Origin of the sequence: Streptomyces sp. NPDC058880 (assembly GCF_042742535.1) — a bacterium.
In the GTDB taxonomy this organism is placed as follows: domain Bacteria; phylum Actinomycetota; class Actinomycetes; order Streptomycetales; family Streptomycetaceae; genus Streptomyces.
Map to the genome: position 1 here is coordinate 61,382 of NZ_JBHYMC010000005.1, position 16,278 is coordinate 77,659.

Below are 16,278 nucleotides of genomic sequence, written 5' to 3' on the forward strand. Positions count from 1 at the left end.
TACCATCCCTCGCAGGAGGGCTCGCTGCGCAGGGCGGTCGAGTGCCTTGCGGCTTCACCTGCCGCACGGGCCGCGGCCGGCGCGCTCCGCACGGCCGGCCGAGCCACGACGTCGTAGGGAGCCGGGTTTGTCCGATCAGGCGGTGGCCGAGTACCGGATCGAGGATCTGGCACACCACAGTGGAGCGACAGTGCGCACCATCCGCGCGTACCAGGACCGCGGTCTGCTGCCCAAGCCTGAGCGGCGGGGCCGTTCCAACGTCTACCGGGACACGCACCTGGCGCGGCTGCGCCAGATCGCCGACCTCCTGGACCGCGGCTACACCCTGGCCTCCATCAAGGAGCTGTTGGAGGCCTGGGACGCGGGGCGCGGGCTGGGGGGCGTACTGGGGCTGGTCGCCGAGGTACACGGGCCGTGGACCGACGAGGAGGCGGCCCGCATCAGCCGGGACGAGCTGAACGAACGGTTCGGCGGCTTGCCGGACGACGAGGCGGTGAGCGAGGCCTGCGAACTGGGCGTGCTGGAGCGGATCCCCGGGCGCCCGGACCAGTTCCTGGTGCCGTCCCCGCAGGAGCTGGCGGTGGCGGCCGAGCTGTACGCGGCCGGGGTGCCGCTCGCGGCGATCACCGGACACCTCCGAGAACTGCGGGGCCAGGTGGAGCACATCGCGTCGCGGTTCCTGGAGTTCACCACCGAGCACGTCTTCGCGCGCTACCTCGGGCAGGTGCCTCCCACCGACGCGGACGCCGCGGAGGCGGCGACGATGGTACGGCGGCTGCGGCCGCTGGCCCAGCAGACCGTGGATGCGGAGCTGGCCCGCGCAATGCGACTCTTCGCGACCCGGCACCTCCAGCGGCACCTAGGAGCGGCCGGGACGTCGCAGCCGACGGGACCGTCGCCGGTGGCGCTACCGGCCGGGACGGTGCGGGCGGTGCAGGAGCTGGTCGGCGCCGACCACGTGGCGGAGTTCGTGCGGGCAGCGACGGAGCGGGAGCTCCAGGCCCGCACGATGAACGATCTGGCACGCCGGGGTGGCCGGTAGCCGGGCCCGTGGCGGGGCGGAACGGACGGGGTGACCCGTGGCGTCCGAGACGGATCTGTCCACTGCTTCCACAGGTCGACAGCTTCCACAGGGCGGATCACGCGTTTGTCGTCAAAACCCACCCAAACACCTGTGGACAAGTCCACTTTTCCTGTGGGCAACCGCGACCGCGGCTCAACCGATCGCCTGGTACTCGGCCCTATCGGGGCCGACGCCTTCCGCCGGCCCGGTCCCGGGCAGCACGGCCGGCAGGACCGTCCCGCTGCCCGGCGTCGGCTCGGTCCCGCAGGCTTCGGAGTCCCCAGATGCGGCCGCGTCCTCCGCCCGGATTCCGTAGAGGAAGGCCGCCATGGCCAGGCCGAGGACCCCGCCGAGCAACTGGGCGGCGACGAAGCCGGGCAGCGATCCGGGCGATATGCCGGTGAAGGAATCACTGAAGCTGCGCCCAATGGTGCCGGCGGGGTTGGCGAAGGAGCCGGAAGAGGTGAACCAGATCGCAGCCGCGAGGTACGCGGCGACCGCGGCCGGGAGGAGCCTGGGGCGCCCGATGTGCCCCAGCCCCTGGATCACGAGGACGAGGCCGGCGGTGGCGATCACCTCGCCCACGAGGAGGTGACCTCCGTCGAGCACCTGGGTGGCGAAGGTGCCCGGGACCCGTCCGAACATGGCCTCCGCGAGAACAGCGCCGCCGATGGCTCCGACGGTCTGGGCCGCGACATAGACGAGTACCTCGCGGCCGCCGAGCCCATCACCGCCGCTGCGGCGGGCCCACCAGGAGACGAGGGTGACCACCGGGTTGAGATGGGCGCCGGACAGCGGCCCGAAAAGGGTGACGATCAGCCCGAGGCCGATGGCCGACGCGAACGAGTTGGCGATCAGGGCGACACCGGCGTCGGAGCTGAGCTCCGCGGCCTTGAGCCCGGAGCCGATCACGACCATGAGCAGGCCGGCGGTCCCGATCAGCTCGGCAGCCGCGCGGCGTGGCAGAGAGGTGTGGACTGGCATGAGGTCTCCCCCGGAGCAGAAGTAGTAATGGAAAATATATTCCGCATCTCGGAATGAGAATAGACGCCCGTCGGCCGTCCGCAGGCCCACGGCAGCCGAAAAACCCTGCCGGAGGACGTGGGGGACGGGCACGCTGGGGTTCATGGACGAAAGACGCACCGTGAAGGTGTCCAAGTACCTCTCGAAACATCTGCGACACCAGCCGGAACGGATCGGCCTGGTGCTGGACCCGCACGGCTGGGTGGAGATCGACGACCTGCTGAGCGGCGCAGCGGCGCACGGCTTCCACCTCAGCCGCGCGGAGCTCGACCACGTCGTGGCCACCAACGACAAGCGGCGGTTCGCCGTCGACGGCACCCGCATCCGAGCCAGCCAGGGGCACACCGTGACCGTGGACCTGGACCTTCCGGAGGCCGAACCGCCCGCGTACCTCTACCACGGCACCGTGGCCGCGGCACTCGACCCGATCCGCTCCGAAGGCCTGCGCCCGATGGACCGCCACCACGTGCACCTGTCCCCCGACCGGGAGACGGCGACCCGGGTCGGCGCGCGCCGCGGCCGACCCGTCGTCCTCAGCGTGGACGCCGCGGCGATGCGTGCGGCCGGGCACGTCTTCCGAGTCAGCGCCAACGGGGTGTGGCTGGTGGACGCTGTGCCTCCGCAGTTCCTGCGCCTCCCGTAGCCCTGTGGGCTGCCCTGCGCCGGCGCCGGAAATCGCGCGGAGATTGTCGGACCATCCCCCTAATGTGTCTCCCACTCCGGGATCAGTGAGGGGGGGACCTCGCGATCGCCGAACCATCCACACATGCACGCGAGGTGACGCCCCATGACGTCCACACCCACGCCGGCCCCCACATCCACACCCGTGTCCGCCGCCCACAGCTTCCAGGTCGACCTGCGTGGTCTGGTGGACCTCCTCTCCCACCACCTTTACTCCAGCCCGCGCGTCTACGTCCGCGAGCTCCTGCAGAACGCGGTGGACGCGGTCACCGCACGCCAGGCGATCGACCCGGAGGCACCGGTCCGCATCCGGCTGACGGCTTCCGGCGGCCGGGTGACCATCGAAGACAGCGGGATCGGCCTGACCGCCGCCGAGGCCCATTCGTTCCTCGCCACCATCGGCCGCAGCTCCAAGCGGGGCGGCGAGGACAGGTTCCCCGAGCAGGCCCTGGAAGCCACCCGAGGAGACTTCCTCGGCCAGTTCGGCATCGGACTGCTCGCGTGCTTCGTCGTGGCCCGCCAGATCCGCGTGGTCACCCGCTCCGCCCGCGACCCCCGAGCCGCCCCCGTGGAATGGCTGGCCGCGGACGACGGCTCCTACACGGTGCGCGAACTGCCCCACGCGGCCCGCCCCGAGCCCGGCACCACCGTCGTCCTGGAAGCCCGGCCGGGTGCGGCGGAATGGATCCTCCCAGCCAAGGTCGAGGAACTGGCCCGCGACTACGGCTCCCTGCTCCCCTACGACATCACCTTCGACGACGGTCAGGGCGGCGAGCCGCGACCCGTCACCGACCGGCCCGCCGTCTGGGAGCGCGCGTTCCCCACCCCCGCCGCCCGCCGCGTCGCCCTGGCCGGACACTGCGCCGAACTCTTCGATTTCACACCCCTCGACAGCATCGACCTCGACCTGCCGGTCGCCGGCGTGCGCGGGGTCGCGTACGTCCTGCCGGACCCGACCAGCCCCGCCCACCGGGCCGGACACCGCGTCCACCTCAAAGGCATGCTGCTGACCCATCGGGCCGACAACCTGCTGCCGGACTGGGCGTTCTTCGTCCGCGCCGTCATCGACACGGACACGCTGCGGCCGACCGCCTCCCGGGAGAACCTCTACGACGACGAGACCCTCTCCGCCGTACGGGAAGCCCTCGGCGCCCGCATCCGCGGCTGGCTCGCCGAGCTCGCGGCCGGCGACCCCGAGCGCCTGGCCTCGTTCCTCCAGGTCCACCACCTCGGTGTGAAGTCCATGGCCCGGCACGACCCCGAGCTGCTGGGACTGATGCTGCCCTGGCTGCCGTTCGAGACCAGCGCAGGTTCGATGAGCCTGCAGGAGTTCGCGGCCGCCCACACCGACATCCACTTCACACGCACCGTCGAGGAGTTCCGCCAGATCGCGCCGATCGCCGCGGCCCACGGCCTCGGCGTCATCAACGCCGGCTACACCTACGACGCGGACCTGCTCGCCCTGCTGCCCTCCGTACGGCCGGAGCTCAAGGTGACCGAACTGGACGCGGGAGCCGTCACCGAACGGCTCGACCAGGTGCCCACCGCGGACGAGCTGGCCTTGGCGCCCTTCCTCGCCACCGCGCGCACCCGCCTCGCATCCCAGCACTGCGACGTGGCGCTGCGCGCCTTCCAGCCCGTCACCGTGCCCGCGCTCTACCTCGACGACCGCCAGGCCCGCCAGGAACGCGACCGCACCGCCGCGCTGGAGAGCGCCGACTCCCTGTGGAGTGGCATCCTCGGGTCGCTGCGTGGATCCGCGCCCCGCGCGCGCCTGGTCCTCAACCACAACAACCCGCTGATCCGGCGGATCTCCGGCCTGCAGGACGAGGCGCTGACCGGCACCGCCGTCGAATCGCTGTACGGACAGGCCCTGCTGATGTCCCAGCGGCCGCTGCGCCCCGCCGACTCCGCGCTGCTCAACCGGGCCTTCCTCGGGCTCCTGGAGTGGGCGACGCACTCATCCGCGAACCCCACCGATGCCCGTGACGGCGAGGAGGACCCGAAGTGACGACGCTGACGCACGAGGAGATCGTGCGAGGACTGGCGGAGAACCGCGAGGCGCCCAACGGCGCGGCGCGCAACGCGCATGCCGAGGCGCTGGCCGGCGCGGCCGAGGCCTGCGGTAACCGCCCCCTGTTCCGCGAGGCCCTGAACAACCTGATCAACGCCTACCTCTACAGCTCCGAGTCACCGAAGATCCTTGTCCCCTTCGCGCGGCTGCTCCAGGAGTACGACAAGGACCCGGCGGCCTTCTGCGAATGGGAAACCCACTCGCTGTTCTGGCAGTTCAAGTGGGTGGCCACGGCCATCGCCGACTCGCCCGACATACCCCTGGAGTCGGCGACCGGATGGCTGGAGGAGATGGACCGCCGCTACCGGATCGCCGGATACAGCGAGCGCCCGGTACGCGACGCCGAACTGTGGCTGGCCCATGCCACGGGCGACGACGAGCGTGCGGAGCGCGCCTTCCGGAGCTGGCTGGCGGCGGAGCGGGACGACATGAGCGACTGCCAGGCCTGCGAGCTCGGGGACCAGGGCCACTACGCCATCCTGCAGGGCGACGACACCGAGGCCCTGGAGCTGTGGCGGCCGGTCCTCACGGGCGAGCTGATCTGCGCCGAGGAACCGCACCGCGTCCTCGCCAGCTCGCTCCTCCCGCTACTTCGGCTCGGCCGGACCGACGAGGCACGCTCCAACCACCTGCGCGGCTACCGCCTGGCCCGCGGCAACGACAGCCTCCTGCCGTCGGTCGGCGAACACATCGAGTTCTGCGCGCTGACCGGCAACACCTCGCGCGGCCTGGAGATCCTGGCCGAACACGCCTCTCACGTGGCGCCCCTCGCCAACCTCGACGACCGGCTGTCCTTCCACGGCGGCATCCTCGTCCTGCTGCACCGCCTGCGGGAACTGGGGCACGGAGACCTCCCGGCGGTCTCCTACGAAGGCACCCCCCGCACCGTCTCCGGGCTGTACGAGGTGTTGTACGCGGGCTGCCTCGACATCGCCGGGCAGTTCGACGCGCGCAACGGCACCACCCGGGTTTCGGAACGGTTCCTCGCGCGGGTCGTCCGGGAACCGCTGGCGGTGGACCTGCCGCTGGGTGTGCGCAGCACAGGACTGCCCCGGCCCGCCGACACCTCCGTCATGTCCGTCCCCGGCCCCGCCGCACCCGGGACGGCCGTCGCAGCGTCCATCGGGTTCGCCGAGCTGGTGGAGCGGGCCCGTGATGCCCGGGACCTGGGCCATCCGGGCGCGGACGCGCTGTGGGCGGAGGTGGCCCTACGACTGGACGCACAGCCAGGGGCGGATCCGCTGGTACGCGCCGACCTCGCGGACCAGCGGGCCCTGGCCGCCGCCCGGGGCGGGGCACCAGAGGCGGGCGAACTCCTGGCCGCCATCCGGGACGAGTACCGGGCGCTCGGCCGGGCGGAACGGGCCGCCCTCGCGGAGCTGCGGATCGCGGGCGCGGCCGCTCAGTCCGGCGCCGCACCCGACGAGGTCCGCGAACTGCTGCGGACCTCCCGGCGATCCGCCGAGGCACTGGACCACGCCGAGCCGCGGCGAGCGCGGCGGATCGCCCTCGCCGAGCTCTCCACGCTCCGTCTGGAGTCGTACCTGCGCACGGTGGAGTCCGCCGACCCGGGCGGGCACCACGACCACGATCACGGCCAAGTCCACTCCCACCATGGGGTTGAGGAGCACGGTCACGCTGAGCTCGCCGCCGACCTGACCGCCTTCATCGCCGCCCACCTAGAGACGGCGCCGGACCTGGTGGCGGAGGCCGAGGAGATGCTGGGCCGGGTAGCCCTGGCGCAGGGCGGCCCGGAACGGGCTCTGCCCCTGCTGGCGGCGAGCGCTGCCCGGGCGATCGAGGCAGGGCGCCCCTGGCAGGCGGTGGACCCGCTGGTGCTGCGGGCCGGAGTGCTGATGTCGCTCGACCACACCGAGGAGGCCGAGCAGGCGGCACGGTCGGGCCTGGAGCATGCCGCCGAGCTGACCGATGCCGAGGCGCAGGGCGTGGTACGGCTGACCCTCGCGGACATCCTCCTGCGGCGGGACGGGGACCGGGCGGCGGCGGAGGCGGCGGCACTCGCGCTCACCGCTGCCCACTGGTTCGACCGGGCCGGCCTGGGGGCGGACGGCGGGGCGCAGGCCCGACTGCTCCTGGCCAGGGCGTACGCACGCGACGAACGTACCGCCGAGGCCGCCGAGGTACTGCAGTCGGCCCTGCCGGACCTGCTGGAACACGGCGACGGGCAGACCGTGTTCGCACGCGAGTTCCTGGGCGACCTGCTGCGCCGGCTGGGCGAGCTCCGCCCGGCGGCCGAGCAGTACCTTCTGGCGGCGGAGGTGGCCAAGGACTGGGAGGACCCCCGGCCGCAGGCGAGCCTCGCCCAGTCGGCCGCCGACGCCCTGGACGACGCAGGACTGGCCGAGGAGGCGGTCGCCGCCTACGAACGGGCCCTGGAACTGCACCGCAGGACGGGCGCGGACCCTGTCGCCGAGGTGCGGGTGCTGCGCTCCCTGGCCTGGCTGGGGCTGCGCGAGGCGATCTCCGCCACAACGGTGGACCGCGCCCGGGGCCGTATGGGGGAAGCCGCGGCAGTACTGCAGCAGGCGCTCACCGCCGATCCCGGAGATTGCGTCCTGCGGTCCGAACTCGCCCAGACCTGGCACCAGCTGGCGCAGGTGCTCGACCGGTACGCCGCCACCGCCGGGGAGACCGACGGAGCCGAGGACGGCGACGACGGCGACGACGGCGACGGCGACGGCGACGGCGAGAACGCGGGTGGGCCCGGGTCCGCGTCGCCGAGCCCGGCACAGGTCGACGCACTGCGTCTGGAGCAGATCGAGCTGTGGGACCGAGCCGGCCGGACCTACGCCGAACTGGGCCCCGAGTACCTGCGGGAGCAGTTCCAGTGCTTGAACAACGCGGCCTGGACGGAACAGGAGCGCGACGACGCGGAAGCGGGTGAGGCCCGCGTCACCGCGCTGATCAACGAGGCACGCGCCCTTCCTGAGGACCAGGTGCCGGACTGGCTCCTGCCCTCCGCCGAGCGGCTGCTGGCACAGCTGAACGGCCGGGACGCATAACAGCCCCGTGTCCGGCTCCGGTCGTCGCCGCTCCGCCCGGGAACGGCGACGACCGGAGGATCAGCCATCGAGCTGCGGGAGGGCCTCGGTGGCGATCTTCTCGAAGACCGCCTCGTCCGCTGCGAAGGGGGAGTCGGGGATCGGTGCGTGCACCACCAGCTCCGTGAAGCCCAGCTCGCGGTGTCGGCCCGCGAAGTCGACGAACGCGTCCACCGACTCCAGCACGGTGTTGGCCTCGGGCGTAAAGCCGGTCAGCAGGATCTTCTCCATGGGCTCGGGGGCCCGGCCGATCTCCACGAAGGCCTTTTCGAGCCGTTCGATCTGCCCGCGCAGGGCCTCCAGCGACTGCTCGGGCGTGCCGTTCTCGAAGAGCTTCGGATCGCCCGTGGTCACCCATGCCTGCCCGTGCCGGGCGGCGAGCCGCAGACCGCGCGGACCGGTCGCGGCGACCGCGAACGGCAGCCGCGGCCCCTGCACACAACCAGGGACGTTGCGGGCCTCCTCGGCGGAATAGAAGGCGCCCTCATGGGTCACGGAACCTTCCGTCAGCAGCCGGTCCAGCAGCGGCACAAACTCGGCGAAGCGATCGGCGCGCTCACGCGGGGACCATGCCTCCTGCCCCAGGGCCGTGGCGTCGAACCCGTTGCCACCGGCGCCGATGCCCAGCGTGATCCGGCCGCCCGACACATCGTCCAAGGTGATGAGGTCCTTGGCGAGGGTCACCGGATGGCGGAAGTTCGGCGAGGTGACGAGCGTGCCCAGGCGCATCCGCTCGGTGACGGCGGCTGCTGCGGTCAGCGTGGGCACGGCACCGAACCAGGGGCCGTCGCGGAAGGTCCGCCACGACAGGTGGTCGTAGGTGTAGGCGGTGTGGAAACCGAGCTGCTCGGCCCGCAGCCACTGATCCCGGCCCCCCTCATGCCATCGACGTACCGGAAGGATCACCGTGCTCAGACGCAGACTCATGCATCGAGCCTACGGTGGTGGCGAGGTTTCACGTGAAACATCGCCCCCCGATACGTTTCACGTGAAACATCGGCCGGGCCACAGCCTGGCTCGATCATGGTCCGCCCCTCCCGCCCCATGGGCGAAGATGGAGCGGTGACCTCGGCTTCTCAGCGCCCGGACGGGCCAACCCCCATGCCTCGGCTCATCGCCACCGACCTCGACGGCACCCTGCTGCGCGATGACCAGTCCGTCTCGCCTCGTACCGTCGCGGCACTCGCAGCCGCCGAGGCGGCGGGGATCGAGGTCTTCTTCGTCACCGGCCGCCCGGCCCGGTGGATGGACGTGGTCGCCGACCATGTCCACGGCCACGGTCTCGCGATCTGCGCCAATGGCGCGGCGGTGGTCGACCTGCATGCTGGACGCGAGTTCGTACAGGTCAGGGCCCTCCCGAGGATGGCCGCGCTCTCCGTCGTGGAAGCCCTGCGCGAGGCGGCACCCGGCACGTCCTTCGCGGTCGAATTGACCGCCGGCATCAACTACGAGCCGGGATACCCGCCCTTCTTCAAGGATCCGGGCGCCCGACTCGCGACCGCTGAGGAACTGCTCCACGAGCACGCGGACGAAAGCGCCGCACCCGTCCTCAAGCTGCTGGCACACCACTCCGAGATCACCCCGGACGAGTTCCTCGCACTGGCGCGCTCCGCCGCCGGGGCATTCGCGTCGATCACCCGCTCCAGCCCCACCTCCCTCCTGGAGGTCAGCGGCCACGGCGTGTCCAAGGCGAGCACCCTGGCACTGTGCTGCGCCGAGCGGGGCATCTCCCCCTCCGAGGTCGTCGCCTTTGGGGACATGCCGAACGACGTGGAAATGCTCAGCTGGGCCGGCACCTCCTACGCGATGGGCAACGCCCACCCCGATGTGATCGCGGCCGCATCCGGCCGTACGGTCGCCAACAACGAGGACGGGGTCGCCCTCGTCATCGAGCGGATCCTGGCCGAGCGCCTCGCGCGACACCTGGGTTAGGCAACGCAGCTACTGGAGCGGGGCCTCCCACACCAGGGTGGTCCCACCGCCGTCCTCCCCAATGCCCGGCCCGTAGGAGCTCGTACCGCCGAGCGACTCCGCCCTGCGCCGCAGGTTGCGCAGACCGCTGCGGCGGCCGCTCGCGGGGATGCCCACCCCGTCATCGGCGACCTCCAGCCTGACTCCGGGCCTGCCGTCGGGCAAGGTGACGGTGCAGTCCAGGACCACCTCGATGCGGGAGGCGTCGGCGTGCCGGAAGGCATTGGACAGCGCCTCCCGCAGCGCGGCGATGAGGTTCTTGCCGACCAGCTCGCCGACGACCGTGTCGACCGCCCCGAGGAAGCGGTGCGCAGGCTTGAAGCCCAGTGGAACGGCCGCCATGTTGATCTCCCTCAGGACGCGGGTGCGCAGCCCGGACGGGGCTTCCACAGGCCCCTGCTGGAGGGCGAAGATCGCCGTACGGATCTCCTGGATCGTCACGTCCAGCTCGTCCACGGCCTTGCCCACTCCGCTGCGAACTTCGGGGACGATCGACCGGCGCTGGGCGCCCTCCAGCATCATCCCGGTGGCGAACAGCCGCTGGATGACCAGATCGTGCAGGTCGCGGGCAATCCGGTCACGGTCCTCGAAAACCGCGAGCCGCTCCCGGTCGCGTTGTGCCTCGGCCATCATCAGCGCGAGCGCCGCCTGCGAGGCGAACTGAGTGGCCAGGGTCCGCTCGGCCTCGCTGAAGGGCCGCTTGCCTCGGGCTCGGGGCGTGACCAGCGCGCCCAGCACCCGCCCGCCGCTGTGCAGGGGCAGCATCATGCAGGGGCCGTACTGGCGGGTGAGCCGGCTGATCATACGAGGATCCGCCGAGGCGTCGTCCGTGAAGACCGGCTCGCCGCGCAGCAGATGGTCGACCACGGGGCTCTCGCCCGGGAGCACGACGCCGAGCGAGGTGGCCGGGTTCTCCGCCGATACGGCGACGATCTCCATCCCGCCGTCCTCGGCCGGCAGCAGGACGATCCCGGCGTCGGAGTCCGCCAGCCGGCGGGCCTGTTCGGCCACCACCGAGAGCGCGTCGTCGGCGTCCCCGCCGGAGAGGAGGGCCGTGGTGACGGCGACCGAGCCGTCGATCCAGCGCTCGCGCTGGGTGGCAGCCTCGTACAGCCGGGCATTGCCGATGGCGATACCCGCTTCGGTGGCCAGCACCCGGACCATGTCCACGTCGTAGTCGTTGAACTCGACGCCGCCGTTCTTCTCGGCGAGGTACAGGTTGCCGAAGATCTTCCCCTGCACCCGGATCGGGACGCCGAGGAAGGTCTTCATGGGCGGATGGTGCGCCGGGAAGCCGGCCGAGCGCGGGTCCTGCGTCAGGTCGGCGAGCCGTACGGTGTCGGAGTGCGAGATCAACGCTCCGAGCAGGCCCCGCTTCCCGTCCGGACGGTGTCCGATCTTCCGGGACACCTCCGCGCTGATCCCGTGGGTGACGAAGTCCGAGAGCCCGCGGCCCTCCGTATCGACGACGCCGATCGCCGCATACCGTGCGTCCGCGAGCTCGGCCGCGGTCTCACAGATGCGGTCGAGCGTGGAGTGCAGCTCCAGGCCGGTACCGACCGACCGCATGGCCTCCAGTAGCTGCGGTACCCGCACCGTGAGCTCGGTGGACAGTCCGTGCAGGCTTCTGGTGGCCTCGGTGGCGGCGGCCAGGGGGTCCGGTGTCCCCCGTGAGGAATCCGGCAGGGGATCCGGCGGCTCCTGCGACGGCTGCGCTGACATGCCCTTGAGAGTAGTTAGTCCCCATTAGAGGGGAAAGTTGGCCAAAGTCCCGTCCATGGCCCGCTCCCTCTCCAGCATCCGGCGCAGCGGCCCCTCGACCGCGGCCAGCTCCGCGTACCCGCCGCGCTGCACCACCTCGCCGCCGTCCAGCACGAGCACCTCGTCGACCGTCTCCAGGCCGGCCAGCCGGTGCGTGATCAGCACGGTGGTGCGGCCCTCCGTCGCCGCCAGCAGGTCCGCGGTCAAGGCGTCCGCCGTGGCCAGGTCCAGGTGCTCGGCCGGCTCGTCGAGCACCAGTACGGGAAAGTCCGCAAGCAGCGCCCGGGCCAAGGCCAGGCGTTGGCGCTGGCCGCCGGAGATCCGCTCACCGTGCTCGCCGACCAGCGTGTCCAGCCCGTCCGGCAGTCCCTCCGCCCACTCCAGCAGCCGGGCCGCGGCCAGTGCCTCCCGCAGTTGCTCCTCACTCGCCGCGGTGCGGGCCAGCCGAAGGTTCTCCCGGATCGAGCTGTCGAAGAGGTGCGCGTCCTGGGCACAGAGGCCGACGAGCGCCCGTACATCGTCGCCGTCGAGGGTGCGCGCGTCGGCGCCGCCCAGGCTGTAGGAGCCCTCGGCCGGGTCCAGGAAGCGGAGCATGACCTGGGCCAGTGTGGTCTTGCCGGAGCCCGAGGGGCCGACGACCGCGATGCGGCGGCCTGCTTCCAGGGTGAGGTCCAACCCCCGCAGCGCGTCGCGCTCCTGCCCCGGGTGGCGGGCGGAGAGCCCGGCGAGCCTGACCGGGAAGGGCGAGGCGGGAGCCGCGGCAGGCTGCGCCGGCTCAGCGACGGGCACGGGAGTGTCGATGACCTCGTAGACCCGTTCGGCGCTCCGGCGCACCCGCTGGCGGTACTGGACGGCGAGGGGGAGTCCGGTCACCGCCTCGAAGGCGGCGAGGGGCGTCAGCACCGCGACGGCCATGGCCACCCCGGACAGCCGTCCGTCGTGGACCGCGGTCGCGGCGACGGCCGCGGCGGCCACCACCGTGAGCCCGCAGACCAGGGCGGACAGGCCGCCGCCCAGCCCGCCCGCGGCAGCGCCCCGCGCGGCGATGCGCGTCAGCACGCCGTCGCTCTCCCGCACCCGGCCCTTTCGGTCCGCCAGCGCCCCGGCCACGGTGAGTTCCGCGGTGCCGGTCAGTAGATCGGCCACCCGGGTGGCGAGCTCGCCGCGTGCCGGCGCGAGCCTGCGCTCAGCACGACGGGCGCACGCACCGCTGACCAACGGCACCCCGACTCCCGCAGCGAGGAGGCCGACGGCGAGCACGGCTCCCGCCTCGGGCAGCAGCCAGGTGGTGAACGCGACGGAGCCGGTTCCGACGAGTACGGCGGTGCCGACCGGCAGCAGCCAGCGCAACCAGTAGTCCTGCAGCGCGTCGGCGTCAGCGACCAGCCGGGCCAGCAGGTCCCCGCGCCGGTGTTCGCGCAGCCCGGCGGGCGCGATGCGCTCCAGCCGGCGGTACACCGACACCCTGAGGTCGGCGAGCATCCGCAGGACGGCGTCGTGCGAGACGAGCCGTTCGGCGTACCGGAAGACAGCACGGCCCATTCCGAAGGCGCGGGTCGCGGTGACGGCCACCATCAGGTAGAGGACGGGGGGCTGTTCGGAGGCCCTTGAGATCAGCCAGCCCGACACGGCCATCAGGCCGACGCTGCAGCCGACGGCCAGCGCCCCGAGCAGCAGCCCCAGTCTGAACCGGCCCTGCCATGCCCGAGCCACCGCCCGCACCCGGCGCAGCGGATCGGCTTCCCCCGCATCGGACGAGGTCCCGCCGGGCCGCACTCGCTCGGGAGCGGCCCCGAGGATCCACTCCCCGGCGTCGGGGCCAAGCCCACCGGAGGCCGGCTCCTCGCCGGCCACCGCGGGCCGTGCGGTGCGGGGGAGCGGGCTCGATCCGTCGGGGAGGGAACCGGACGTCATGCGGACCACCCGGTCCGCTACGGCGAGCAGGGCCGGCCGGTGCACGACCAGCAGTACCGTCCGCCCCTCGGAGAGCCGCCGGACCGCGTCCACGATGCCGGCCTCGGTCTCGCCGTCCAGCGCCGCCGTCGGCTCATCCAGCAGCAGCACCGGCCGGTCCGCCAGGAAAGCCCGAGCCAGCGCCAGCCGCTGCCGCTGCCCGGCGGACAGACCCGCGCCGCCCTCACCCAGCAGGGTCTCGGCACCGCGCGGCAGGGCGGAGACGAACTCCCAGGCCCCGGCGTCCTTCAGGGCGGCGGTCACCTCGCTGTCACGGGCCCCGGAGCGGGCCAGCCGTACGTTCTCGGCGACGGTCCCGGCGAAGAGGTGCGGACGTTGGGGCACCCAGGCGATCCGCTGCCGCCAGTGCTCAGGCGACAGCTCAGCCAGGTCCACCCCCGCGATCCGCACCCGTCCGGCGGTCGGCTGCACGAACCCCAGCAGCACCTGGAGCAGCGTGGACTTGCCGGCCCCGCTCGGGCCGGTGAGGGCCACGCACTCGCCCGGTCCGACGGCCAGCGAAACGGGCCGCGGCGAGTCCTCGTCACGACCCTCGTAGCGAACGGCGAGCCCGTCGATCTCGATCCGCAGGGGAGCGCCGTCCGGCAGCTCCGCCGTACCGACCCGGCCGGTGGCGGGGGTCTCCAGGACCTCGAAGATCTCCTCGGCGGCCGCCAGCCCCTCTGCGGCCGCGTGGTACTGGGCTCCTACCTGTCGCAGCGGCAGGTAGGCCTCGGGCGCCAGGATCAGGATGACCAGGCCGGTATAGAGGTCGAGTTCGCCGTGGACCAGTCGCATGCCGATCGTCACGGCCACCAGCGCGACCGACAAGGTCGCCAGCAGTTCCAGTGCGAAGGACGACAGGAAGGCAATGCGCAACGTCCGCATCGTCGCCCGCCGGTAGTCGTCGGTGATCTTGCGGATCGACTCGGCCTGAGCCTTGGCGCGGCCGAAGACCTTCAGGGTCGGAAGGCCGGCCACCACGTCGAGGAAGTGACCCGACAGCCGCGACAGGAGCCGCCACTGGCGGTCCATCCGGGTCTGGGTGGCCATGCCGATGAGGACCATGAACACCGGGATGAGGGGGAGCGTGACCACGATGATGGCCGCCGACACCCAGTCCGCGGTGATGATGCGGGCGAGCACCGCGACCGGCACCACGACCGCGAGCCCCAACTGGGGCAGATAGCGGGAGAAGTAGTCGTCGAGCGCGTCCACGCCCCGGGTGGCCAGCGACACCAGCGATCCGGTGCGCTGCCCGCCCGGGCGCCCGGGCCCGAGCTCCGCGGCCCGGTCCAGCAGCCGGCGCCTCAGCTCCGACTTGACCGCCGCACTGGCACGGTGCGCGGCCAGCTCCGTGAGCCATGCGATCAGAGCGCGACCCAGCGCCACCGCCGCGAGGAGCAGGAGCGGCACCCTGAGTGCCGCGCCGTCGAGGCCCCGTTCGAAGGCTCCGACCACGATCTCGGCGATGAGCATCGCCTGACCGACGACCAGCCCCGCCCCGGCCAGCCCCAGGGCCACCACCGCCCCCAGGAAGAGGCGGGTGGAACGGGCGTACCGGAGCAGGCGCGGGTCGATCGGTTTCACGTGAAACATCCTCCGGGGGAGGGCCGGTCGGGCCGGCGGGTCAGGTGGCGCGAGGACGCGGACGCGTCCACCGGCCTGCGCTCAGTGCGCGTCGGCGATGTGCTGCGTCCCGATCCGCTTGCGGAACACCCAGTACGTCCAGCCCTGGTAGAGCAGCACGAGCGGGGTGGCCACGGCGGCACACCAGGTCATGATCTTCAGCGTGTACGGGCTGGACGATGCGTTGGCGACCGTAAGGCTCCAGGCCGGATCGAGCGAGGAGGGCATCACGTTCGGGAAGAGCGTCAGGAAGAGCATCGCGACGGCGGCCGCGATGGTGATCCCGGACAAGGCGAACGACCAGCCCTCGCGGCCCGCCAGGTTGGAGCCGAGCGCGCCGAGCAGGGCAAGCACCGCCACGGCCATCGCGATCAGGCTCTTCACGTCGCCGAGCGAGACCTGCGTCCAGAGGAGGAAGGCCAGAGCCAGCACGGCGGTGACGAGACCCAGCACGGTCGCCGTCCTGCGCGCCCGGTCCCGGATGTCGCCGACGGTCTTGAGCGAGGCGAAGACCGCGCCGTGGAAGGTGAACAGCGTGAGGGTCACCAGACCGCCGAGGAGCGAGTAGACGTTGAGCAGGTCGAGGAAGCTGCCGACGTACTCCTTGTTCTCGTCGATCTTCACTCCCCGCACGATGTTGGCGAAGGCCACACCCCACAGGAAGGCGGGAATCAGCGACGTCCAGAAGATCGCGTGTTCCCAGTTGGTCTGCCAGCGCTCTTCGGGGCGCTTGTGCCGGTACTCGAAGGCCACACCGCGGATGATCAGACAGACCAGGATGAGCAGCAGAGGTAGGTAGAAGCCGGAGAAGAGGGTGGCGTACCAGTCGGGAAAGGCGGCGAAGGTCGCGCCGCCCGCCGTGAGCAGCCACACTTCGTTGCCGTCCCACACCGGGCCGATCGTGTTGATCAGGACCCGCTTCTCCGTACGGTCGCGGGCGAGCAGCTTGGTCAGTACGCCGATACCGAAGTCGAAGCCCTCCAGGAAGAAGTAGCCGATCCACAGAACGGCGATCAGCACGAACCAGACGTCGTGGAGCTCCATGGTGCGTTCTCCTCAGC

Annotated in this window: 10 protein-coding genes; 5 read left to right on the plus strand and 5 right to left on the minus strand. The window is 72.0% G+C overall.

The genetic code is table 11. The features are described from left to right. The first annotated feature begins 127 nt into the window (after nucleotides 1-127). Nucleotides 128-1,042, plus strand: a complete 915-nt coding sequence (locus ACFW2G_RS04890; protein ID WP_037920280.1) for a MerR family transcriptional regulator — start codon at nucleotides 128-130, stop codon at nucleotides 1,040-1,042. Between the two features lie 174 nt (nucleotides 1,043-1,216). Here ACFW2G_RS04890 and ACFW2G_RS04895 read toward each other — a convergent pair whose 3' ends face one another. Next, on the minus strand, nucleotides 1,217-2,047 hold the full coding sequence (locus ACFW2G_RS04895; protein WP_384580978.1) for an aquaporin: 831 nt from the start codon (nucleotides 2,045-2,047) through the stop codon (nucleotides 1,217-1,219). A gap of 142 nt (nucleotides 2,048-2,189) precedes the next feature. Between ACFW2G_RS04895 and ACFW2G_RS04900 the strand changes: the two genes are divergently transcribed. From ACFW2G_RS04900 to ACFW2G_RS04910, 3 genes are all read left to right on the plus strand, one after another. Then, nucleotides 2,190-2,729 (plus strand): RNA 2'-phosphotransferase, encoded by a 540-nt coding sequence (locus tag ACFW2G_RS04900; RefSeq protein ID WP_384445826.1) that lies wholly within the window; start codon nucleotides 2,190-2,192, stop codon nucleotides 2,727-2,729. A gap of 144 nt (nucleotides 2,730-2,873) precedes the next feature. Further along, on the plus strand, nucleotides 2,874-4,778 hold the full coding sequence (locus tag ACFW2G_RS04905; RefSeq protein ID WP_384580981.1) for an HSP90 family protein: 1,905 nt from the start codon (nucleotides 2,874-2,876) through the stop codon (nucleotides 4,776-4,778). Further along, complete coding sequence (locus ACFW2G_RS04910; protein ID WP_384580983.1) at nucleotides 4,775-7,864, plus strand: tetratricopeptide repeat protein; 3,090 nt, start codon at nucleotides 4,775-4,777, stop codon at nucleotides 7,862-7,864. Before ACFW2G_RS04905 ends, ACFW2G_RS04910 begins: the two co-directional genes overlap by 4 nt. A 60-nt stretch (nucleotides 7,865-7,924) precedes the next feature. On the opposite strand, the gene ACFW2G_RS04915 is transcribed toward ACFW2G_RS04910, so the two are convergent. Then, nucleotides 7,925-8,830, minus strand: a complete 906-nt coding sequence (locus tag ACFW2G_RS04915; protein WP_384445832.1) for an LLM class flavin-dependent oxidoreductase — start codon at nucleotides 8,828-8,830, stop codon at nucleotides 7,925-7,927. Nucleotides 8,831-8,947: 117 nt separating this feature from the next. Here ACFW2G_RS04915 and ACFW2G_RS04920 point away from each other — a divergent pair, with 117 nt between their 5' ends. Beyond that, complete coding sequence (locus ACFW2G_RS04920) at nucleotides 8,948-9,835, plus strand: Cof-type HAD-IIB family hydrolase (protein ID WP_384445834.1); 888 nt, start codon at nucleotides 8,948-8,950, stop codon at nucleotides 9,833-9,835. A gap of 9 nt (nucleotides 9,836-9,844) precedes the next feature. Here ACFW2G_RS04920 and ACFW2G_RS04925 read toward each other — a convergent pair whose 3' ends face one another. From ACFW2G_RS04925 to cydB, 3 genes are all read right to left on the minus strand, one after another. Continuing rightward, nucleotides 9,845-11,596 (minus strand): GAF domain-containing protein, encoded by a 1,752-nt coding sequence (locus ACFW2G_RS04925; RefSeq protein WP_384580985.1) that lies wholly within the window; start codon nucleotides 11,594-11,596, stop codon nucleotides 9,845-9,847. Between the two features lie 24 nt (nucleotides 11,597-11,620). Next, the gene (gene cydD, locus ACFW2G_RS04930) at nucleotides 11,621-15,178 is read right to left on the minus strand and encodes a thiol reductant ABC exporter subunit CydD (protein WP_384580987.1); all 3,558 of its coding nucleotides are present in this window, start codon (nucleotides 15,176-15,178) and stop codon (nucleotides 11,621-11,623) included. An 81-nt stretch (nucleotides 15,179-15,259) separates the two neighbouring features. Further along, nucleotides 15,260-16,261, minus strand: a complete 1,002-nt coding sequence (gene cydB, locus ACFW2G_RS04935) for a cytochrome d ubiquinol oxidase subunit II (RefSeq protein WP_384445840.1) — start codon at nucleotides 16,259-16,261, stop codon at nucleotides 15,260-15,262. Between the last annotated feature and the right edge of the window lie 17 nt (nucleotides 16,262-16,278).

Coding starts and splice junctions, on each gene's coding strand:
- ACFW2G_RS04920 (WP_384445834.1), top strand. CDS start 8,948: ATGGGCGAAGATGGAGCGGTGACCTCGGCTTCTCAGCGCCCGGACGGG.
- cydB (WP_384445840.1), bottom strand. CDS start 16,261: ATGGAGCTCCACGACGTCTGGTTCGTGCTGATCGCCGTTCTGTGGATC.
- ACFW2G_RS04915 (WP_384445832.1), bottom strand. CDS start 8,830: ATGAGTCTGCGTCTGAGCACGGTGATCCTTCCGGTACGTCGATGGCAT.
- ACFW2G_RS04905 (WP_384580981.1), top strand. CDS start 2,874: ATGACGTCCACACCCACGCCGGCCCCCACATCCACACCCGTGTCCGCC.
- ACFW2G_RS04925 (WP_384580985.1), bottom strand. CDS start 11,596: ATGTCAGCGCAGCCGTCGCAGGAGCCGCCGGATCCCCTGCCGGATTCC.
- ACFW2G_RS04900 (WP_384445826.1), top strand. CDS start 2,190: ATGGACGAAAGACGCACCGTGAAGGTGTCCAAGTACCTCTCGAAACAT.
- ACFW2G_RS04895 (WP_384580978.1), bottom strand. CDS start 2,047: ATGCCAGTCCACACCTCTCTGCCACGCCGCGCGGCTGCCGAGCTGATC.